This is a genomic window from Pseudomonas sp. GCM10022186 (genome assembly GCF_042656385.1).
Classification (GTDB): Bacteria; Pseudomonadota; Gammaproteobacteria; order Pseudomonadales; family Pseudomonadaceae; genus Metapseudomonas.
Window position 1 is genome coordinate 146,306 of sequence record NZ_JBHSOU010000078.1, and the last position, 20,247, is coordinate 166,552.

Genomic DNA, 20,247 nt, shown 5'->3' on the forward strand with positions numbered 1-20,247 from the left:
CCTCTCCCAGAGGGAGAGGGGCTTTCCGTGCATCCGATCAGGCCTTGACCGCCAGCCCGTACTCCGCGCTCGCATCCTGCAGCCAGAGCCAGATGTAGTCGGCGAAGCTGCGGCGTACCAGCAGTTCCCAGGTGTCCTCGCCGGTATGGCGGATCACCAGCTGGGACTTGGCGAAGTTGGTGCCCACCGCCTTGCCCACCGGGAAGTTGCTCGGGTGCACGTCATAGGAGGTGGACTTCATCAGCACCTCGCGGACCTTGGGCCCGGAGAGCTCGAGGAGCGTCTGGCCGCCGCTGACGTTGACCACCGAGATGTGCTGGCCGTCCAGGGCCTTGCGCAGGCGCTGCTCCACCTCGAACTCGGTGCCGCCGGGTACCACCAGCAGCCACTCGTCCGGGCCGAGCCACTGCAGCGAGGTGTCGCCGTTGGCCACCAGGGTCAGGGCCACCGGCAACTCCAGGCCCAGGGCGCTGTGCACGCCGCCGGCGAAGGCCGGGTCCTTGGCGTCGCCACGGATCACCAGGTGGCCGAGGAGTTTCTTCTCGCGCAGGACCACGCCTGCGCTGCTCTTGCCCTTGCGCGCCAGCTCGTCGAGGCCGGCGTGGAACAGCGGCGATTGGGCCTGGGCTTTCTCGGGGCGCTGCTTGTAGACGTTCACGTTAGACATTCTGGCGATCCCCTTTCGGGTCATAGAACACGGAGCTGCAGATTTCGGCTTCGATCACGCTGCCATCGGCCAGCGGCGCGAACACGCGCTCGCCCATGCGCTTGAGGCCGCCCTTGACCACGGCCATGGCGAAGGAATAGCCCATGGTCGAGCTCATGTAGCTGGAGGTGACGTGGCCGACCATCTTCATCGGGATGGACTGCTTCGGATCGAACACCAGCTGGGCGCCTTCCGGCAGCACCTTGTTCGGGTCGATGGGCTTGAGGCCCACCAGTTGCTTGCGGTCTTCGCGCAGGCAGTCCTCGCGGTTCATGCCGCGCCAGCCGATCCAGGAGAAGGCCTTGTTGCGGCCGACGCACCAGCCCATGTTCAGGTCGTCCGGGGTCACCGAACCGTCGGTGTCCTGGCCGACGATGATGAAGCCCTTCTCGGCCCGCAGCACGTGCATGGTCTCGGTGCCGTAGGGGGTCAGGTTGTACTTCTTGCCGGCCTCGACGACCTTCTCCCACACGCCCAGGGCGTAGTCGGCCTGCACGTTCACCTCGTAGGAGAGCTCACCGGTGAAGGAGATGCGGAACACCCGCGCCGGCACGCCGCCCACCAGGCCTTCCTTCCAGGTCATGAAGGGGAAGGCGTCCTTGTCCAGGTCGATATCGGTGACCTCGGCCAGCAGCTTGCGGCTGTTGGGGCCGGACAGGGTCATGGTCGCCCAGTGGTCGGTGACCGAGGTGAAGTACACCTTCAGCTCCGGCCATTCGGTCTGGTGGTAGATCTCCAGCCATTCCAGCACCCGGGCGGCACCGCCGGTGGTGGTGGTCATGATGAAGTGGTTCTCGCCGACACAGGCGGTCACGCCGTCGTCGAAGACCATGCCGTCTTCCTTGCACATCAGGCCGTAGCGGGCCTTGCCCACGTCCAGCTTGGTCCAGGCGTTGGTGTAGACGCGGTTGAGGAACTCGCGCGCATCCGGGCCCTGGATGTCGATCTTGCCCAGGGTGGAGGCGTCGAGGATGCCCACGCTGTCACGCACGGCCTTGCATTCGCGGGCCACGGCGGCATGCATGTCTTCGCCGCGCTTGGGGAAGTACCAGGGGCGCTTCCACTGGCCGACGTCCTCGAACTCCGCGCCCTGCGCCAGGTGCCAGCTGTGCATGGCGGTGTAGCGCTTGGGCTCGAACAGGTGGCCGCAGTGACGGCCGGCCACGGCACCGAAGGTCACCGGGGTGTAGTTCGGGCGGAACATGGTGGTGCCCATTTCCGTGATGCTGATGCCCATCGAACGCGCGGCGATGGCCAGGCCGTTGATGTTGCCCAGCTTGCCCTGGTCGGTACCGAAGCCCAGCGCGGTGTAGCGCTTGACGTGCTCGACCGACTCGAAGCCCTCGCGGGTGGCCAGCTCGATACCGGCGGAGGTCACGTCGTTCTGCAGGTCGACGAACTGCTTCGGCGCGCGGGAGGTGGACTTGTCGTGGGGCACCTGGAACAGGGCCACGGCAGCTTCTTCCTTGCGCTTCTCGGTCTTCGGCAGGGTGCCTTCGACCATCTTGAAGCCGGCCTCGGCGGCGGCCTTGGCGCCCGCCTCGAAACCGTCGGCCAGGGCATCGCCCAGGCCGAACACGCCGTTCACGGCACCGGCGCAGATGCGCTTCTGGAAGCCTTCGCCGGGAACGAAGGCGAGGATGTCCTCGCGCCAGATCGGCTTGCCGCCCAGGTGCGACGCCAGGTGCACCACCGGGCTGTAGCCGCCGGAGCTGACGATCAGGTCGCAGTCCACCACTTCGCCGGGGCTGGTGACCTTGTGGCTCTTCAGGTCGATGGCGCAGATGCGCGCACCGCTGACCCGCTTGCTGCCACGGGCCTCGACCACCGCGCTGCCGGTGAGGATGCGCACGCCACGGGCGCGGGCCTCTTCCACCCAGGCGCCGCGCGGGTTGCTGCGGGCGTCGGCGACGGCCACCACCTGCTGGCCGGCGTCGAGCCAGTCCAGCACCACGCGGTAGGCGTAGTCGTTGTTGGTGGACAGCACCAGCTGGCGGCCCGGGGCCACGCCGTAGCGGTTGACGTAGGTGGACACGGCGCCGGCGAGCATGTTGCCCGGCACGTCGTTGTTCGAATACACCAGCGGACGCTCGTGGGCGCCGGCGGCCAGCACCACGCGCTTGGCGCGGACGCGATGGACGCGGTGGCGGGCCTGGCCACGGGGGGCGACTTCACCCAGGTGGTCGGTCAGGCGCTGGTGGATGGTGAGGAAGTTGTGGTCGTGGTAGCCGTTCACCGTGGCGCGCGGCAGCAGGGTCACTTCCGGCATCTTCTCCAGTTCGGCGATGGCCTTGGCCGCCCACTCGGAAGCAGGCTTGCCGTCCAGGGTCTCGCGGGTGTCCAGCAGGCTGCCGCCGAACTCTTCCTGCTCGTCGGCCAGGATCACCCGGGCACCGCTGCGGCCAGCGGCCAGGGCGGCGGCGAGGCCGGCCGGGCCGGCGCCGACCACCAGCACGTCGCAGTGCTGGTTCAGGTGGTCATAGATGTCCGGGTCGACTTCCAGCGGCGCGCGGCCGAGGCCGGCGGCCTTGCGGATGTACTTCTCGTAGGTCAGCCAGAGGTTCTGCGGGTACATGAAGGTCTTGTAGTAGAACCCGGGCGGCATCATGCCGCCGCCGACCTTGCCAAGGATGCCCATGACGTCGTTGTTGACGTTCGGCCAGCCGTTGGTGCTGTTGGCTACCAGGCCGGCGTAGAGGGCCTGCTGGGTGGCGCGCACGTTGGGCACCTGGGCGTTCTCGGTGGAACCGATCTGCAGCACGGCGTTGGGCTCTTCCGCGCCGGCGGCGACGATGCCGCGCGGACGGGAGTACTTGAAGCTGCGACCGACGATATCGACGCCGTTGGCCAGCAGGGCGGCGGCCAGGGTGTCGCCGGCGAAGCCCTGGTAGTTCTGGCCATTGAAGGTGAAGGTCAGCGGCTGGCTGCGATCGACGCGGCCGCCCTTGGGAAGACGGTTGACCTGGCTCATGCCGTTACTCCTGCGGTCGCGGCTTTCTTCTCGCCGACGTTGGCTTCGGTGACAGTGGGTTTCTCACCGATCTTGTAGGTTTCGAGGATTTCGTAGCTCACGGTGTGGCGCGTGGCGTTGAAATACTTGCGGCAGCCGGCGGAATGCACCCACAGCTCGTGGTGGATGCCGCGCGGGTTGTCGCGGAAAAAGATGTAGTCGCCCCACTCCTCGTCGGTGCAGGCGTTCGGGTCCAGCGGGCGCGGGATGTGCGCCTGGCCCTTGGCGTGGAATTCCTCTTCGGAGCGCAGTTCCCCGCAGTAGGGGCAGAAGATGTGCAGCATGGTGGTGGTCTCCGGTGAATCTCTTTATCTCCCCAAGGGAGCTTGATCAGTGCGCTACCGCAGCAGCCCCGTGCTCATCGATCAGTGCGCCGGTATGGAAACGGTCGATGGAGAAGGGCTTGGCCAGCGGGTGCATCTCGCCGCGCGCCAGGCTGGCCGCGAAGACGTGGCCCGAACCCGGGGTGGCCTTGAAGCCGCCGGTGCCCCAGCCGCAGTTGAAGAACAGGTTCTTCACCGGAGTCTTGGAGATGATCGGGCAGGCGTCCGGGGTGGTATCCACGATGCCGCCCCACTGACGGTTCATGCGCACGCGGGAGAGGATCGGGAACATCTCCACGATGGCCTGCAGGGTGTGTTCGATGGTCCCGTAGGAACCGCGCTGGCCGTAGCCGTTGTAGCCGTCGATACCGGCACCGATGACCAGGTCGCCCTTGTCCGACTGGCTGATGTAGCCGTGCACGGCGTTGGACATGATCACGCTGTGAATGATCGGCTTGATCGGCTCGGACACCAGGGCCTGCAGCGGGTGGGATTCCAGCGGCAGGCGGAAGCCGGCCTGCTTGGCCATGTGCCCGGAGTTGCCGGCGGTGACCACGCCGACGCGCTTGGCGCCGATGAAGCCGCGGTTGGTCTCGACGCCGATCACCGCGCCGTCCTGCTTGCGGAAGCCGATCACCTCGGTGTTCTGCAGCAGGTCCACGCCCAGGGCGTCGGCGGCACGGGCATAACCCCAGGCCACGGCATCGTGACGGGCCACGCCGCCACGGCGCTGCACGGTGGAACCCATGACCGGGTAGCGGGTGTTCTTGCTGCAGTCGAGGAAGGGGATCTCCTCGGCCACCTGGCGGGCGTCCAGCAGTTCGCCGTCGACGCCGTTCAGGCGGTTGGCGTTGACCCGGCGCGCCGAGTCACGCATGTCCTGCAGGGTGTGGCAGAGGTTGTAGACGCCACGCTGGGAGAACATCACGTTGTAGTTCAGGTCCTGGGACAGGCCTTCCCAGAGTTTCATCGCGTGTTCGTACAGCTGCGCCGCCTCGTCCCACAGGTAGTTGGAGCGGACGATGGTGGTGTTGCGCGCAGTGTTGCCGCCGCCCAGCCAGCCCTTCTCCACCACCGCGACGTTCTTCACGCCGAATTCCTTGGCCAGGTAGTAGGCGGTGGCCAGGCCGTGGCCGCCGCCGCCGACGATGATCACGTCATAGACCGGCTTCGGCGTAGGGTTGCGCCACATGCGTTGCCAGTTTTCGTGGTGGCTCAGGGAGTGCTTGAACAGACCGAAGCCGGAATAACGTTGCATGGAATGCTCCTGGTTCTACTCCCCTCTCCCACTTGTGGGAGAGGGGCCGGGGGAGAGGGTGTATGGACTCAGCGGTAGACGGGGAAGTCGGCGCAGAGGCCGGCGACCTGCTTGGCCACCTGGGCTTCGACGTCGGCATCGCCGAGGTGGTCGAGGATGTCGCAGATCCAGCCAGCCAGTTCGCTGGACTGCTCTTCCTTGAAGCCACGGCTGGTGATGGCCGGGGTGCCGATGCGCACGCCGGAGGTCACGAAGGGCGACTGCGGGTCGTTCGGCACGGCGTTCTTGTTCACGGTGATGCCGGCGCGGCCGAGGGCGGCGTCCGCCTCTTTGCCGGTCTTGCCCTGCTTGATCAGGCTGACCAGGAACAGGTGGTTGTCGGTGCCGCCGGAGACCACGTCGTAGCCACGGTCGATGAACACCTTGGCCATGGCCTGGGCGTTCTTGATCACCTGGGCCTGGTAGTCCTTGAAGCCGGGCTCCAGCGCTTCCTTGAAGCACACCGCCTTGGCGGCGATCACGTGCATCAGCGGGCCGCCCTGGGCGCCGGGGAATACCGCGGCGTTGAGCTTCTTCTCGATTTCTTCGTTCTTGCGCGCCAGGATCAGGCCGCCACGGGGACCGCGCAGGGTCTTGTGGGTGGTGGTGGTGACCACGTCGGCATAGGGCAGCGGGTTCGGGTACAGGCCGGCGGCCACCAGGCCGGCGACGTGGGCCATGTCGACGAACAGCAGCGCACCCACCTTGTCGGCGATGGCGCGGAAGCGCGGGAAGTCCAGGGTCTTGGAGTAGGCGGAGAAGCCGGCGACGATCATCTTCGGCTTGTGCTCGACGGCCAGGCGCTCCACCTCGTCGTAGTCGATCAGCCCGGTGGCGGTGTCCAGGCCGTACTGCACGGCGTTGTACAGCTTGCCGGAGGAGCTCACCTTGGCGCCGTGGGTCAGGTGGCCGCCGTGGGCCAGGCTCATGCCGAGGATGGTGTCGCCGGCCTGCAGCAGGGCCAGGTAGACGGCGCTGTTGGCCTGGGAGCCGGAGTGCGGCTGGACGTTGGCGTAGTCGGCGCCGAACAGTTGCTTGGCGCGGTCGATGGCCAGTTGCTCGACCTTGTCCACATGCTCGCAACCACCGTAGTAGCGCTTGCCCGGATAGCCTTCGGCGTACTTGTTGGTCAGGCCGCTGCCCTGGGCTTCCATCACGCGCTTGCTGGTGTAGTTTTCCGAGGCGATCAGCTCGATGTGGTCTTCCTGACGGCTCTCTTCTTCCTGGATGGCGCTGAACAGTTCGTCGTCGTAACCCTGGATCTGGTCTTGCTTGCTGAACATCGATGATCTCCCTGCGACAACCTGGTGTCGTCTCTATTGTTTGGGGGCCCTATGCCGGCCGGATCGAACAGGGCGTGCCGTCCTCCCGCCGGTTGCCCCGGTGGGCCTCCGCAGGGCGCTGCAGCAGCGGCCTGGCGGGGAATGGCGCCGCCGGTCAATTCCGGTCGGTTCCAGCCTGTTGCGGCCGATTGTGCGAAATAGCCCGACACCCCGTTTGCCTGTTTGCGACGTGTAAATGCCCAAACTGACCTTGGCGGCTGGGTAAATCCTTCCGACTGCCGGCAGCGCCGCCCGAAAGCGATGGCCGGATACCGCCCAGAACTGCCAAGGAATGCGGATTAGCGGCCGTTGACGGCGCTGATCGCGGTGCGGAATGGGTGTAAGCTGAACCCCGGCGCCGGGCTCGGTCCGCGCCGGAAAACAATAAGAAGACAGAGCTGCACTTCGACGTCTGCCTCACCGGCCTATACCCAAAAACGACAGTCGATGCAGTGGAGGAAGAACCCAATGGCTGTTGCGAACCTTGCGGCGCCGCCCGTCGACGAAACATCAGGCCAACCCCGGCCGGCCGGAGTGAAGACCTTCGGCTTCCTGCTGATCCCCAACTTCACCACCATCGGCTTCGCCTCGGCGATCGAGACCCTGCGCATGGCCAACCTGGCCGCCAAGCGTCCCCTGTTCCGCACCCTGCTGATCGCCGCCGACCATGAGCCGGTGCAGGCCAGCAACGGCATGCGCGTGGTGCCCGACCATTCCATCGACGACGCACCCGCGCTGGACGCGCTGTTCGTCGTGGGCTCCAACCCGATGCCGCTGCGCTACGACCGCCGCCTGCTGCATTGGGTGCGCAAGCTGGCCCAGCACGACGTGGCGCTGGGCGGCATCTGCACCGGCAGCCACCTGCTGGCCAGCGCCGAGCTGCTCAAGGGCTACCGCTGCACCGTGCACTGGGAAGACATCGAACAGGTGAAGGACAAGTTTCCCGGCATCGTCATTTCCAACCAGCTGTTCGAACTGGACCGCGACCGCTACACCTGCTCCGGCGGCACCGCCTCCATGGACATGACCCTGCAGCTGATCGCCCGCGAACCGGGCGGCATGGAGATCGCCACCCGCGCCGCCGAGCTGCTGCTCTGCGACCGCATGCGCGGCGCCCGCGAGCAGCAGCGCATCCCCCTGCGGCAAAAACTGGGCCACGCCCAGCCGAAGCTGAGCCAGATCGTCGCGATCATGGAAGCCAACCTGGAAGAACCCCTGGAACTGGAAGAGCTGGCGCAGCTCAACGAGGTGTCGGTGCGCCAGCTGGAGCGGCTGTTCCACAAGTACCTGGAACGCACGCCCAGCCAGTACTACCTGGAACTGCGCCTGAACCGCGCCCGCGACCTGCTGCTGCGCAGCGAATCCCAGGTACGCGACATCGCCCTGGCCTGCGGCTTCACCTCCCCGGCGCACTTCTCCAAGTGCTACAGCCGCTTCTTCGGCCATTCGCCGCGCGGCGAGCGCAAGCAGAGTCCGTTGCATTCCTGAGCCCGGCACCGGGCCCCGTCCGGTGGAAATCGCTTCGCGATTTTCACCCTACATCCGAGCCCACCGGCTGCACTCCCCGTAGGGTGGACAGCGCTCTTCTGTCCACCGGACGTGCCTGAGCCCCGCGCAAAGGCCAGCCCCGTCCGGTGGAAATCGCTTCGCGATTTTCACCCTACATCCGAGCCCACCGGCTGCACTCCCCGTAGGGTGGACAGCGCTTTTCTGTCCACCGGACGTGCCTGAACCCGGCACAGAGGCCAGCCCTCAGAGCAGGCGGCAACTCGTAGCCCGGATTGCAGTGAACAGGTCAGGAGCAATCGGCGCCATTGAGCCGCTGCTGCAGCTGTTCGCAGGCGTCCATCAAATCATCGAAGGCGAAGGGTTCACCGACCATCATCCCGCCTTCGAGCATCCTCGCGTAATCGTCCGCCAGGGCCTTTCGGGCATCGCCATCCGGAACGATCCTCAAGCCGCCTGTAACTGCCGCTCGGTAGTCGACTTCATTGCCGTTGGCATCTTTCTCCCGGAAAAAACAACTCTTGTGTTCTGCAACCAGGCCAGCGACAACCTTGTCTGCAGCAATCGCCTCCAAGTGGTCGCTTCGAGCTATGGCGGCCAGATCATGCCAATGCCTGGCAAATCGCTCTCCCTTGAGCCTGTGCTGCACACAGTAGACGTGGGTGGCGGTAGCCTTCTCCCAGAAGGTACGGGCAATTTCCATCACCACCGGCTCGGCCTGCGGGAAGTCGACACCCTGGATGGCCTCTGCCATGTCGCAGGTAACCGGGTGGACGCGATGCGGCTCGCCGCTGGAACGGGCGCCGAACTCCAGCAGGACGGCCGGCCGGACATAATCGCTCGCCGGCGTGAGGGCGGGGTAATGCACGAAAAGCTTGTCGTCTTCGACCTGCAGCCCTGCTCCGAGGTGCTCCCGTTCCAGAGCCGCCGAGAGGACCGGACATACCTCAGCCTCTATCCAGCCTGGCAGGCTCGCTCGGATCTGCCTTGTCCACTTGCTCTCCTGGGAGCGAGTACGAGGCATCTGCTCACCATCGGTAAGCTCGGGGATGAACCGCCGGATGTCGTAGGTCAGGTCAATGTCTTCAGAAAAACGGTCGATCAGACGGTAGACCTTCGACAGGGAGGTGCCGCCCTTGAAGGTCAGATGCTCGCCGAGTGGAGAAGTGAACAGCTCCCTCAGCGCCCAAACCACCCATAGATCCTTCTCCAGGAGATAAGCCGGCCGACCTAGAGTGGTAGCGGCCACCTGCAGGGCTTCCCGCTGATCTGAAGCTGAAAGGCTGAAAAAGCAATCAGGCACAGGTCGCCTCGCGACCAATAGCCCGCGCCATCCAGGACGGGAGTTGAGCTCTGACCGAATCGAGAAGCTGCCATTCGCTGTAAGGCAGGTGCTTGTGCAGCTTCGCCGTCGCCTCGCAAGCATGCTCCTGGCCTAGCCAGGCGAGTGCGCGGACGGCTTCACCGGCAGAGGTAGTGCCGAGCGCCAGCATCCACCTCGGGGCATGCTTGATCTGGACCTTCGCATTGCCCAACTGAAGTGTGCGACTGCGCCCGGTAGTGAGGAATACCTCTCTGGCCGGCACCTGCTGGGTCAGGCCCAGGGCGTTGGCGGCACGAGCGCCGCTGACGGCTATCACCTCATGGGTTTTCGAGGCCAGAGAGCTGACGACCTTCTCCGTCGCGGGGGCTCGTTTACCGAAGCGGCTGGTGATTGGGGCCACATAGAGGCCGCGTGATACCCGCATCAACTGCCCTGCCTTGGCCAGGCGTGAAAATGCCTGATCCACCGCGGCCCGGCTCCCCAGGTTGAGGAACTCCTTGGGCATCAGCACACCGCCTTCAGGCAGGAGCCTGCTGCGTTCGAGAATCGTCTCGGGGAGGGTTTTCATCGCCAGGGACCAGTGGTTTTGATGCAATGTCAGAAGACTATCCACATTTCTGACATTGGTCAAATATTGATCTACCTCGCCAACCTACCCGGCATAGAGCCCAATCGGCGAACGCTCCTGTGTTCCTCGATTAGCTCGTGGCGCTCCACCTGTAGGGTGGACAGCGCTTTTCTGTCCACCGGACGTGCCCGAGCCCCGCGCAAAGACCAGCCCCGTCCGGTGGAAATCGCTTCGCGATTTTCACCCTACATCCGAGCCCACCGGCGGCACTCCCGCAGGGTGGACAGCGCTCTTCTGTCCACCAGGCGGAATGTCCCTTGGCGCCGATGGCGTCAGTACCAACCTACCGCCCGGCCAATAGGTCGTCGCCCCTGCTCATTCGAATTCGAACTTCAGCGTCACCTGGCTCTTGAACTCGCCGGGCTCAAGGTGTTTTTCCGCCTTGATGGGATAGGCTTCCAGGTCGAACTGGGTTTTCTGCTCCGCCTGGTTGAAGTCGAGGGGGATGATGTTCTCCGGTTTCGGGGTGGCGAACTCGCGCAGGGGCGGGACGATGCGGCCGTTGTTCTTGAGGATGATGGCCAGGTCGCTGCGGTCGTTCACCGCCAGGGCGTTGGTCTGTACGTCGTGGGGGTTGCCTTCGAGGGTCAGGTTGACGGCGACCATCTCGGAGATGTTCTTGCACTGGATCTGGAAGGTCCGGGAGACCGTGCGCTGGGGCGTTTCGCCCGGCTCGGCCAGTTGCCAGGAGTTGAGGTTGCCGAAGTCGATGGTGGTGGCCTGGCCGGGAGCGAGTTCGCAGCTCTGGGGCACGGTGACGGTGCCCGTCATCCAGATGTTGGCAATGGCGTCTCCTCCCGGAGTCGTCCCTTCGATGCCTGCAAACAGTTCCAACAGCTTGGTGCGAGGGATGATCGACTGGCCAATGAAGGGCTTGTCGATCATCAGGTGCAGCTTGCCTTTACTACCTGATGTGATACCACCCCCCGAATTGAGATGGACCTGATAATTACTGAGGCATTTCTCACTGAAGACGCTCCACCCATTCTCGTTGCTGACTGATGTGAATGGCGCAGGCTCGTACTTCTGTGCTGGTCCGTGAATCCAAACTTCGCTGGCCACCTGGATATTCCGGTTGACCTTGTAGAACTGCCTCTCCTTGCCATTGATCATTGCCGTATAGCCTTTGACAAGGCTGGTCTTGGCGGTGTAGAGGATTTCGTCTCTTGGGCTGCGGCCCGGATTGGCGCAACCGCAGATTATCGGGTAGTTGCCGCCGAGGCTCCATGTGTGGGCATTGGCCATTAGCTGCTTGTGGGTGTTCTGTTCCGGCGAGGTGAAGGTGGCCTCGAAGTTGAAGTCGTAGGACTTGGCCGTGCCCTCTGGCTTGCACGTTCCGGCAAGGGCAAAGCCGGGCACGGCGAGGGCGAGCAGGGCGGGGATTCGCAAGTATCGGGGAAGGTTCTTCATGATGTGCCTGGGGGCTGCGTGGGAAAGTCACGACAGTTTGCAGGCAGCATCCGGGCTTTTTTACGCTGGAGGCGAGGTTAAAAAAACGCCTACGCCAATCTGGGAATTGCCCTACAGATTCTCGACCCGATGGGTCTTGCCGGGCGGTGATGCAGGGGCGAATTCATTTGCCGCTGTAGGAAGAAGGGCTCACTCGAACTTCACGGTGACCTTGCTCCGGCTCGGGCACTTCGTAGGCGAGGGGCTGCTTCGACCCGAAGCGGCCCAGGCGATGATTGATCGATAGAGGAAGGCGCATTCTGTGACTGGGGTGCATGTCCTGACTCATCGCTTCCATGCACTAGAGCAAATCGGCATTTTAATACCGAATTTTCGCGCATTTCCTGCACAAACCGGAATCATATTGCTGGAAGTGAGTGCTTGACCCACAATAGTCAGCATCATAGTTCCGACTAGCTTGTGCACACCATGCCAGGACATCTCACGATCCAGACTTATCCACGGATGGACTTGTGCTTGAAGAAGCCGATAAGCCGAGCCTGTGGATGCCACGCTTTGATCGGCGAGTCGACAACGGCGTGGTGGAAAGGATCCCGGTCGAGTCGGTCTATTCCGTGTGTGGGAACACCCAGCCTGGCTCGAAGATGAATCATGAGGACGTGCTCAGCCGCTTGATCTACCTGTGGCGTACGAATGGGCAGGACGGAGAGCTTGAGGAACTGGTTTTCGAGTACCTGCGGCGCGATCTGCTCAACCGGATCCTCGGGAACTCGGACAACCATGGGCGCAACACGGCCATTTTCAGGTATCGGGGCAGATTCGAGCTGGCGCCGATCTACGACCTCGCTCCGATGGTGCTCGATCCGCAAGGGATCACTCGCGTAACCAAGTGGGTGCCCGAGCACATGGGAAATCCGGACTGGAGAGCGATCTGCGGGTATTTCCAGGGCTTGGTCAGCCCAGACATTCTCTTCGAGCGTCTGCGAGGAGCAGCTGAGCTGTTTCGAGCTTTGCCGGATCTGCTGGTCGCACTTCCTGCAGAAGTCAAAAGCGCCCAGTCCATCCCGCTGAATAATCTGGACAAGCGCCTGGTTGAATGGGGGCTTCGATGAAACCGAGCACCAACGAAGAGCGCAAGCAGCTCATTGACGACATCGTGATGCGGCATGCGACGGGGGAAGAAACCCTGGGAACCGCTATTCGCCGACTGCGGCTCGAGGTGACCGGCCTCGACCAGGACACCTTCGCCGCGATGTGCGACCTGTCGACCAGGGCCCTGTACCAGATCGAGAAGGACAAGGGTAATCCGACCATCAACACCATCGACGGCATCCTGAGGAAATTCGGGCTGCGCCTGGGACTGACCATGGCGGCCAAAACCACTTACACACCGCCGCTCGGGCAGCAAAAACCTGTCTCTAAAACGCCTGCTCGCGGCACCAACCCTCAACGGAAGTACGCAGGCCAGCTCAGTAGAGTTGCTACTCTCCGGGCCGCTGCAAAGGCCAGGATCAAGGATGATGACAAGGGCCCGGCCGAATGAGCGCAGCCTCACAGACGTAGGGTGGACAGCGCTTTTCTGTCCACCAGGCGGAATGTCCCTTGGCGCCGATGGTGGATGAAAAGAGCGTCATCCAGGATTGCGTTTGCGCGACGGCCCGTAGGTTGGCTCTGTTCATTGTGGGGGTTGCCTTGCAAATGAGCGGGATGCCAGTCATGTCCGGCCTCCCCCTCTTGCGAATGAATTCGCTCCCACAAGGAACCCCACAAAAAGCCGAGCCGCCGCCCTGCTCCGGGCGGCGGCGTTTCGCTTTCAGGCCTTGTGCATCAGGCGTCCCGTTCGAGCCCTCCGCTCAGGGCCACCACCGGTTTCTTCGCCATCAGCCAGTAGAGCAGGCCCGACACCAGGATGGCCGGGAAGCTGGCGGTGACCTGCGCGGCCACGTCCTTGAACACATGGGCGAGGACGAAGTACACCGCGAAGCCCACCACCAGCGAGGTGATGCCCGCCGCGTTCCAGCCATTGGCGCCGTAGTAGGCGCCGCCGGCCTCGGCGAACAGGTCGCGGTCGGAGAGGCGCTTGCCGCGCACGCAGAAGTAGTCCACCAGGATGATGGTCCAGAGCGGGATGAAGATGCCGCCGATCACGCCGAGGAAGGTTTCGAAGTAGTGCAGGAAGGAGTCGAAGGCCATGGGCACGAAGCACAGCATCAGCTGCAGCACGACGATGATCGCCAGGGCCTTTTTCGGCGTCAGGCCCTTGAACGCGCCGAGCAGGCCCATGCCCGAGCCGTAGAGCACGGTGACGTTGGTGCTCACGGTGGCGAAGATCAGCACCAGGAAGGACACCATCCCGAGGCCCAGTGTGGCCAGGGTGGAACTGGGGTCGGAGTTGTTCGGGTCGACGAAGCCGCTCTGCAATGCGACGCCGATGGCCCCGATGGCACCGATCACCATGAACCAGCCCTGCCCCACGTTGAGCCCCAGCCAGCTGCCGACGCTGGCCGCCGTGCCGGTCTTGGAGAAGCGCGAGAAGTCCGCCACCTGCGCCCAGGTCCAGGAGAAGCCGAAGGCCAGGTCGATGAAGAAAGCCACCGTGTGGGTCGGCGCCGCCACCTTGAAGTCCATGATCTGCTTGAGGTCCCACTGCGACAGCACCACATGGGTCACCCAGCCCCCCAGCACCAGCAGGAGGATGCCGGCGATGCGTTCCAGGTAGCGGATCGCCTCGTGGCCGAGGAAGGTGATCACGCCCTGGGCGATGGCGGTCAGCAGAATGCCGAAGACCATGGGCCAGGTGGAGCCCGGCTGGCCGAACACCGGCCAGCCGAAGGCGGCGCCGAACACGTGGCTGAGGGAGATGGCGGCGATGAAGCTGTTCACGCTGGGCCAGCCGATCAGCACCAGGAACTGGGCGACGCCGGTCAGGCGCGAACCCTTGGTGCCCAGGGCGGGGCGCGAGACCACCGCGGTGCTGGCGCCGTAGCGGTAGCCGATATAGGCCACCACGGCCCAGGGGATCATCATCAGTGGCAGCCAGAGCAGGCTGTACTGCAGGACGAAGACCATGCCCAGTGCCGCGGCCATGCCGCCGAAGAACCAGGAACCGGTGTTGATGCCGGAGCCGAACCAGGTCCATACCGTGTCGACGAAGCCGTAGCTGCGTTCCTCGGGTTTGATCTGGCTGAGCCCGTATTCTTTGTGCGCGTCTGAATTCGACATAGCTGAAACTTCCTCGGGGCCCGCCGCGACGGGCCCTTGTTGTAGTTGTTGAAGTCGCTCGTTCGGGGTTCGGGTCGACGCAATGCCGGTCAGGCGGGCGGGAACTCGGCGCTTATGGCGTCGGCGATGCCCTGCACGCAGACCTCGAGGATCAGCTCGCCCTTCTCCCGGCTCGCCGTCTTCGCTGACGACAGGGTGCCCGGGGCCGGCGTGCGCGCCGGGTCGACGGGGAAGACGTCGTAGGGCGGGAAAGTCGCCGGCGGGTGATCCACCACCTTGTCCAGGTCCACCAGGCCGGGGTACAGGGCGAGCATCAGCGAGGTCTCGAAAACGCCGCCGTGCTCGATGTCCCAGCCGAGGAAGCCCTCGGGATAGAGCTGCTGGATCACCGCCGGGTCCTTGACGAAGTCCCAGTAGGACAGGACCACCACCTTGAAGTCCTGGATGCCGGCATAGCGCAGCTCGCGCAGCGCCAGGTCGATGCCTTCGACGATGAACATGGAGTTCTCGTAGTGCCCGTTCATCAGCACCAGGCGGCGCACGCCGTGGCGCGCCAGCTCGCGGATGATGTCCTGCACGGTGCCGGTGAGGGTGGCGCCGTCCAGACTGGTGGTGCCGGGGAAGTGGTTGCCGCCGCCGGACTTCTGCTGGGACTTGTAGCCGTACTGCAGGCCCGGCAGCACCAGGGCGCCGATGCGCTCGGCGACCCGCTGGCACACGGCGTTGGGCAGCAGCACGTCCACGTTCATGCACATGTGGTGGCCGTGCTGCTCCAGCGCGCCGACCGGCAGCATCAGCACGCAGTCGCCGGCGGCGACGCGGGCCTCGTACTCCTTCCAGGTCAGCTCACCTACGAAAACGCTCTTGCTCATCGACTTCTCTCCAGGATTTCAGGGGCACGCCCGGCCACGGACGGTCTTCCGCTGATTGCATTGCATCAGAAGTGAGTGGGTAACTTTTGTACGTATCCGACCCGAAGTTGGCAGGATCGCCAGAGTCAGTCGTCCGCCAGGGCCCTGTGGGCCGTCTCGCAGATGCACAGCATCGCCACCAGCGCCACCGCCGCCGCGGCCACCAACATCCAGGCCGGGGCCAGCTTGTCGCCGGTCTGGCTTATCAGCCAGGTGGCGATGAAGGGCGCGGTGCCGCCGAACAGCGCGTTGGCGGTGTTGAAGCTGAAGGCGAAGCCGCTGTAGCGCACCCGCGTCGGGAAGACCTCGGCGAGGAAGCACGGCAGGGTGCCGTCGTTCATCGCCAGCATCAGGCCGAAGGCGATCTGGATCAGCAGGATGAAGGCGAAGGTCTGCCCTTCCAGCATCCCGAACAGCGGCACGGTGAGCCCGAGGAACAACAGCGAGGCACCGATCAGCATGGTCTTGCGGCCGAAGCGGTCCGACAGCTTGCCCATCAGGAAGATGAAGCCGATGTAGGTGGCCAGGGACACGGTGGAGGCGAGGAAGGAGTCCGTCTCGTTCATGCCCATCTCGGCGGAGAGGTAGGTGGGCATGTAGCTGAGGATCAGGTAGAAGGCCACCGCGTTGAGGCAGGTGACGCCGATGGCCACCAGCACCTTGCCGCGATGGACGCCGAGCAGTTGGCGGATCGGCACCTTGTGCTCGGCGCCCTTCCGCTCCATGGCCTGTTCCATTTCGCGGAACTTGGGCGTGTCTTCCAGGTGCAGGCGGATGTAGCGGCCGATCAGGCCCAGGGGCGCCGCCAGCAGGAAGGGAATGCGCCAGCCCCAGCTGTGCAGCTGTTCGCTGTCCAGTTGCGAGTAGAGCCCGGCGGCGAACAGCGAGCCGAACAGCAGCCCCGCCGCGGTGCTGGCCGGCACCAGGCAGGTGTAGAAGCCGCGCTTGTCGTCCGGGGCGTATTCGGCGAGGAAGGCCGCCGCGCCGGCATATTCCCCCGAGGCGGAGAAGCCCTGCACCAGGCGGATCAGCAGCAGCAGCAACGGCGCGGCCATGCCCACCTGGGCGTAGGTCGGCAGCAGGGCGATGCAGAAGGTGGCGCCGGACATGATGAGGATGGACAGGGACAGGGCGTTGCGCCGGCCGTAGCGGTCGCCGATATGGCCCCAGACGATGCCGCCGATGGGGCGGACGATGAAGGAGATGGCGAACACCGCGAAGGCCGCCAGCAGGCCGGTGGTCTTGTCGGCGGCGGGGAAGAACACCACCGCGATCACCGCCGCCAGGTAGCCGTAGGCGGCGTAGTCGAACCACTCGACGAAGTTGCCCATGAAGCTCGCGGTCGCCGCGCGCCGGAGGGTGCCTCGCTCGCTGGCCATCTGGCTTCCGGCCTGGCCGTAGGCCAGGGTCTGGTTGGAAAGGCTCATCGGGCACCTCCTTCACAGGGGAGATGCGCCTGGATGCCTGGAGTATGGACGGGAGCGTCCCGACCGTCGTTGAAGCACACTGAGTCGGCCGCTCCCCACGGGAGCGTTCCTGAAACAAACCTGACCATCGCCTGTACCTCTGTTGTTGTCGTGATGTGCGGCAGCGGGTAGTCAAAGGGTGGCGCGTGCGCGGGGCCTGGGCCCCGTGAATGCCGCGCGTCGGTTGTTGTTGTGGTGATGCAGGAAACCACGGCCCGCGCAGTGTCGGCGCTGCGCGGGCGTGGGGTCGGTCATTTGCGGATGATGTTTTTCTCCGGGCCGTAGGGGAACCTGGTGATGTTCTCGGCGCCGTGCTCGTTGACGATGAGGATGTCGTGCTCGCGGTAGCCACCGGCGCCCGGCAGGCCTTCGGGCAGCATGATCATCGGTTCCATGGACACCACCATGCCGGGTTCGAGCACGGTGTCGATGTCCTCGCGCAGTTCCAGCCCGGCCTCGCGGCCGTAGTAGTGGCTCAGGGTGCCGAAGGAGTGGCCGTAGCCGAAGGTGCGGTACTGCAGCAGGTCGTGCTCGAGGAAGATCTCGTTCAGCTCGCGGGCGATGTCGCTGCAGCGCGCTCCGGGCTTGATCAGCTTGAGGCCGGCCTCGTGCACCTCGACGTTGACCTGCCACAGGCGCAGGTGGTCGTCGGAGCAGTGATCGAGGAACAGGGTGCGCTCCAGGGCGGTGTAGTAGCCGGCGATCATCGGGAAGCAGTTGAGGCTGAGGATGTCGCCCTTGTTCACCTTGCGGGTGGTCACCGGGTTGTGCGCGCCGTCGGTGTTGATGCCGGACTGGAACCAGGTCCAGGTGTCCATCAGCTCGACGTCGTCGAAAGTGTCGGCGATGGCGCGGACCATGGCCTGGGTGGCGTGCAGCGCCACTTCGTACTCCGGCACCTGGTCGCGCAGGGCTTCCACCACCGCGGCGCCGCCGATGTCGGCGATGCGCGCGCCGTGGCGGATCATCACGTGCTCTTCGGCGGACTTGATCATGCGCATGCGCATGCAGGCGGCGGCCACGTCCACCAGCTCGGCTTCGGGGTAGCGGGCGGCCAGCTTGTCGCGGTTCTGCAGGTTCAGGTGGTCGGCCTCGATACCGATGCGGCGGGCCTTGGGCAGGGCCTGCTGGATGGCGACGAAGTAGTTGTCGCGCTGCCAGTCGGTGTAGACGATGTTGTCGGTGCCCTGGGTGCGGCGCCAGGGCTGGCCGCCGTCGATGTTGGCGCTGATGCTGATGACGTCGTCCTGGGTCACCACCAGGGCGTAGGGACGGCCGAAGGAGCAGTAGAGGAAGTCCGAGTAGTAGTTGATGTTGTGGTACGAGGTGAAGACCGCGGCGTCGATGTTCTCCGCCGCCAGGTGGGCGCGCAGCTTGGCTTGGCGGTTGGCGTATTCCTGGGCAGAGAAGGTGGATTTGACCTTGTCGCCGTTACGGATGCGGAGCGTCTTGGGCATTTGCATGGCGGGAACCCTTGTTGTTTTCCAGTGACTCGGCGCACCGGGCTGGTGGGCCGTTGGAAGGCATTGCAACAGATGCATCCGGGCGGTTTTTGTACGAATCCGACCCGAAGTTGGTTGGATCCGCTGGGGTGAGGGAAGGTTGGTCCACTCGGACTGTCTGGCTGGCACAGACCGCTTTTTCTGTAGGGGCGAATTCATTCGCCAGGCAGGCCGCAGGTCTGCCATTCAGAGGCCGCAGGGGGCAGCTTCGCCGCCCTTCGCGAATGAATTCGCCCCTACAACGAAGGCCCACCCCAACCGACCACCACCAAAAAAAAAACAGGCCCGGACCGTGCTGCCAGGCACGGGCGGGCCCGAAGTGGTGTCGCTCGGTGTCAGTGCATGGCGGCGCGGCAGAGCTGCGGCTTGTCCAGCCGCTCGTTGCTGGGCGGGATACCGAAGTGCTCGCGGTAGCACTTGGAGAAGTTCTGCGCGGAGAGGAAGCCGCAGCCCATGGCCACCTGCACCACCGGCAGGGCGGTCTGGCGCAGCAGTTGGCGGGCGCGCAGCAGGCGCAGCTTGAGGTAGTAGCGCGAGGGCGAGCAGTGCAGGTACTTCTGGAACAGCCGCTCCAGCTGGCGTCGCGACAGTTCGATGAAGCTGGCCAGGTCGTCCAGCTCGATGGGCTCCTCCAGATTGGCCTCCATCAGCGCGATCACCTCCTGCAGCTTCGGCTGGGCGCTGGCCAGGGCCTCGCGCAGGGTCAGCCGGGGCGGCGCCGGCTCGCTGCGCAACTGGCCGAAGGCCAGGGTCTCGCTGATGGCGCCGAGCAGTGCCGGCCCCTGGCTGCGGCCGATCAGCTGCAGCATCAGCTCCAGCGCCGCGTTGCCGCCGACGGCGGTGTAGCGGTCGCGATCCAGCACATAGGGCTGTGGGCTGAGGGCGATACCGGGAAAACGCTCGCGCAGGTCCACCCGGCAGGCCCAGGCCGGGCTGCATTCGTAACCCTGCAACAGTCCGGCTTCGGCCAGCACGCCACTGGCCGAACCCAGGGCACCCAGGTGCAGGCCACGGGCGGCCATGTCCCTGAGCCGCGCCAGCAGCTCGGGTGTTGCGCAGGAAAGCGGACCATCGCCACCGCAGAGGATCAGGGCATCCAGTTCCCACTCGTTGACCAGGCTGCCTTCGGGCGCCACCTGCATGCCATTGCCGGCGCGCACCGGCAGGCCGTCGCAAGTCAGGGTCCGCCAGCGGTAGAGGCCCGCGCCGGACAGCTGGTTGGCCAGGCGCAGGGGCTCCAGGGCGCCGGCCAGGGCGATCAGGCTGAACTCCTCCAGCAGCAGGAAACCAATGGATTCCAGGCGCTGGCGGGTTTGCGGAAGGGCTTGGTAGGCGGTCATGGCATCAGCACTCCACGGCACTCACGGCCAGGCCGCCGCGGGAGGTTTCCTTGTACTTGTCGTGCATGTCGGCGCCGGTGTCCCGCATGGTGCGGATCACCCGGTCCAGCGAGATGAAGTGCTCGCCGTCGCCGCGCAGGGCCATCTGCGCCGCGTTGATCGCCTTCACCGCGGCAATCGCGTTGCGCTCGATGCACGGCACCTGCACCAGCCCCCCCACCGGGTCGCAGGTCAGCCCCAGGTTGTGCTCCAGGCCGATCTCCGCCGCGTTCTCCAGCTG

Annotated in this window: 16 protein-coding genes and 1 pseudogene; 3 read left to right on the forward strand and 14 right to left on the reverse strand. The window is 64.9% G+C overall.

Annotation, left to right across the window (positions count from 1 at the left end):
- Nucleotides 1-37: 37 nt before the first annotated feature.
- The 5 genes from ACFPU0_RS29355 to glyA all read right to left on the reverse strand — a co-directional run bounded on the left by ACFPU0_RS29355 (nt 38) and on the right by glyA (nt 6,619).
- Nucleotides 38-667 (reverse strand): sarcosine oxidase subunit gamma, encoded by a 630-nt coding sequence (locus tag ACFPU0_RS29355; protein ID WP_377696816.1) that lies wholly within the window; start codon nt 665-667, stop codon nt 38-40.
- Nucleotides 660-3,677: a sarcosine oxidase subunit alpha gene (locus ACFPU0_RS29360; protein WP_377696817.1), complete on the reverse strand. Its 3,018-nt coding sequence runs from the start codon at nt 3,675-3,677 to the stop codon at nt 660-662. The genes ACFPU0_RS29355 and ACFPU0_RS29360 overlap by 8 nt, the downstream gene beginning before the upstream one ends.
- Nucleotides 3,674-4,000 carry a sarcosine oxidase subunit delta gene (locus tag ACFPU0_RS29365; protein WP_044871165.1) on the reverse strand — a complete coding sequence of 109 codons (327 nt, stop codon included), beginning with the start codon at nt 3,998-4,000 and terminating at the stop codon, nt 3,674-3,676. The genes ACFPU0_RS29360 and ACFPU0_RS29365 overlap by 4 nt, the downstream gene beginning before the upstream one ends.
- Nucleotides 4,001-4,046: 46 nt before the next feature.
- Nucleotides 4,047-5,297, reverse strand: coding sequence for a sarcosine oxidase subunit beta (locus ACFPU0_RS29370; RefSeq protein ID WP_377696818.1), 1,251 nt, complete (start codon nt 5,295-5,297; stop codon nt 4,047-4,049).
- A gap of 68 nt (nt 5,298-5,365) precedes the next feature.
- Nucleotides 5,366-6,619 carry a serine hydroxymethyltransferase gene (gene glyA, locus ACFPU0_RS29375; RefSeq protein WP_377696819.1) on the reverse strand — a complete coding sequence of 418 codons (1,254 nt, stop codon included), beginning with the start codon at nt 6,617-6,619 and terminating at the stop codon, nt 5,366-5,368.
- Nucleotides 6,620-7,126: 507 nt separating this feature from the next.
- On the opposite strand from glyA, the gene ACFPU0_RS29380 reads away from it, so the two are divergent.
- On the forward strand, nt 7,127-8,146 hold the full coding sequence (locus ACFPU0_RS29380; RefSeq protein ID WP_377696820.1) for a GlxA family transcriptional regulator: 1,020 nt from the start codon (nt 7,127-7,129) through the stop codon (nt 8,144-8,146).
- Between the two features lie 307 nt (nt 8,147-8,453).
- On the opposite strand, the gene ACFPU0_RS29385 is transcribed toward ACFPU0_RS29380, so the two are convergent.
- From ACFPU0_RS29385 to ACFPU0_RS29395, 3 genes are all read right to left on the reverse strand, one after another.
- A complete protein-coding gene (locus ACFPU0_RS29385; RefSeq protein ID WP_377696821.1) occupies nt 8,454-9,413 on the reverse strand; it encodes a nucleotidyl transferase AbiEii/AbiGii toxin family protein in 960 nt (319 codons plus the stop codon).
- A 46-nt stretch (nt 9,414-9,459) separates the two neighbouring features.
- A complete protein-coding gene (locus ACFPU0_RS29390) occupies nt 9,460-10,056 on the reverse strand; it encodes a DUF6088 family protein (protein ID WP_377696822.1) in 597 nt (198 codons plus the stop codon).
- A 375-nt stretch (nt 10,057-10,431) separates the two neighbouring features.
- Complete coding sequence (locus ACFPU0_RS29395; protein WP_377696823.1) at nt 10,432-11,526, reverse strand: fimbrial protein; 1,095 nt, start codon at nt 11,524-11,526, stop codon at nt 10,432-10,434.
- Nucleotides 11,527-12,020: 494 nt separating this feature from the next.
- On the opposite strand from ACFPU0_RS29395, the pseudogene ACFPU0_RS29400 reads away from it, so the two are divergent.
- Both ACFPU0_RS29400 and ACFPU0_RS29405 read left to right on the forward strand, forming a co-directional pair.
- Nucleotides 12,021-12,638: pseudogene (locus ACFPU0_RS29400) on the forward strand (HipA domain-containing protein); the annotation flags it as partial.
- Nucleotides 12,635-13,069 (forward strand): helix-turn-helix domain-containing protein, encoded by a 435-nt coding sequence (locus ACFPU0_RS29405; protein ID WP_377696824.1) that lies wholly within the window; start codon nt 12,635-12,637, stop codon nt 13,067-13,069. The pseudogene ACFPU0_RS29400 and the gene ACFPU0_RS29405, both read left to right, overlap by 4 nt.
- A gap of 284 nt (nt 13,070-13,353) precedes the next feature.
- On the opposite strand, the gene ACFPU0_RS29410 is transcribed toward ACFPU0_RS29405, so the two are convergent.
- The 6 genes from ACFPU0_RS29410 to ACFPU0_RS29435 form a co-directional block, all read right to left on the reverse strand.
- Nucleotides 13,354-14,748, reverse strand: coding sequence for a purine-cytosine permease family protein (locus ACFPU0_RS29410; RefSeq protein ID WP_377696825.1), 1,395 nt, complete (start codon nt 14,746-14,748; stop codon nt 13,354-13,356).
- 89 nt (nt 14,749-14,837) lie between these two features.
- A complete protein-coding gene (locus tag ACFPU0_RS29415; RefSeq protein ID WP_377696826.1) occupies nt 14,838-15,620 on the reverse strand; it encodes a creatininase in 783 nt (260 codons plus the stop codon).
- Nucleotides 15,621-15,745: 125 nt separating this feature from the next.
- Nucleotides 15,746-17,086, reverse strand: coding sequence for an MFS transporter (locus ACFPU0_RS29420; RefSeq protein ID WP_377696827.1), 1,341 nt, complete (start codon nt 17,084-17,086; stop codon nt 15,746-15,748).
- A gap of 290 nt (nt 17,087-17,376) precedes the next feature.
- Nucleotides 17,377-18,588 carry a M24 family metallopeptidase gene (locus tag ACFPU0_RS29425; protein ID WP_377696828.1) on the reverse strand — a complete coding sequence of 404 codons (1,212 nt, stop codon included), beginning with the start codon at nt 18,586-18,588 and terminating at the stop codon, nt 17,377-17,379.
- A 374-nt stretch (nt 18,589-18,962) separates the two neighbouring features.
- The gene (locus tag ACFPU0_RS29430; protein ID WP_377696829.1) at nt 18,963-19,967 is read right to left on the reverse strand and encodes a GlxA family transcriptional regulator; all 1,005 of its coding nucleotides are present in this window, start codon (nt 19,965-19,967) and stop codon (nt 18,963-18,965) included.
- A gap of 4 nt (nt 19,968-19,971) precedes the next feature.
- On the reverse strand, nt 19,972-20,247 hold a 276-nt coding region (locus ACFPU0_RS29435; protein ID WP_377696830.1), incomplete at its 5' end, for an L-serine ammonia-lyase, iron-sulfur-dependent, subunit alpha.

Excerpts from the sequence above, each read along its gene's own strand:
- ACFPU0_RS29355 (WP_377696816.1), bottom strand. The coding sequence starts at position 667 with ATGTCTAACGTGAACGTCTACAAGCAGCGCCCCGAGAAAGCCCAGGCC.
- ACFPU0_RS29360 (WP_377696817.1), bottom strand. The coding sequence starts at position 3,677 with ATGAGCCAGGTCAACCGTCTTCCCAAGGGCGGCCGCGTCGATCGCAGC.
- ACFPU0_RS29365 (WP_044871165.1), bottom strand. The coding sequence starts at position 4,000 with ATGCTGCACATCTTCTGCCCCTACTGCGGGGAACTGCGCTCCGAAGAG.
- ACFPU0_RS29370 (WP_377696818.1), bottom strand. The coding sequence starts at position 5,297 with ATGCAACGTTATTCCGGCTTCGGTCTGTTCAAGCACTCCCTGAGCCAC.
- glyA (WP_377696819.1), bottom strand. The coding sequence starts at position 6,619 with ATGTTCAGCAAGCAAGACCAGATCCAGGGTTACGACGACGAACTGTTC.
- ACFPU0_RS29380 (WP_377696820.1), top strand. The coding sequence starts at position 7,127 with ATGGCTGTTGCGAACCTTGCGGCGCCGCCCGTCGACGAAACATCAGGC.
- ACFPU0_RS29390 (WP_377696822.1), bottom strand. The coding sequence starts at position 10,056 with ATGAAAACCCTCCCCGAGACGATTCTCGAACGCAGCAGGCTCCTGCCT.
- ACFPU0_RS29395 (WP_377696823.1), bottom strand. The coding sequence starts at position 11,526 with ATGAAGAACCTTCCCCGATACTTGCGAATCCCCGCCCTGCTCGCCCTC.
- ACFPU0_RS29405 (WP_377696824.1), top strand. The coding sequence starts at position 12,635 with ATGAAACCGAGCACCAACGAAGAGCGCAAGCAGCTCATTGACGACATC.
- ACFPU0_RS29410 (WP_377696825.1), bottom strand. The coding sequence starts at position 14,748 with ATGTCGAATTCAGACGCGCACAAAGAATACGGGCTCAGCCAGATCAAA.
- ACFPU0_RS29415 (WP_377696826.1), bottom strand. The coding sequence starts at position 15,620 with ATGAGCAAGAGCGTTTTCGTAGGTGAGCTGACCTGGAAGGAGTACGAG.
- ACFPU0_RS29420 (WP_377696827.1), bottom strand. The coding sequence starts at position 17,086 with ATGAGCCTTTCCAACCAGACCCTGGCCTACGGCCAGGCCGGAAGCCAG.
- ACFPU0_RS29425 (WP_377696828.1), bottom strand. The coding sequence starts at position 18,588 with ATGCAAATGCCCAAGACGCTCCGCATCCGTAACGGCGACAAGGTCAAA.
- ACFPU0_RS29430 (WP_377696829.1), bottom strand. The coding sequence starts at position 19,967 with ATGACCGCCTACCAAGCCCTTCCGCAAACCCGCCAGCGCCTGGAATCC.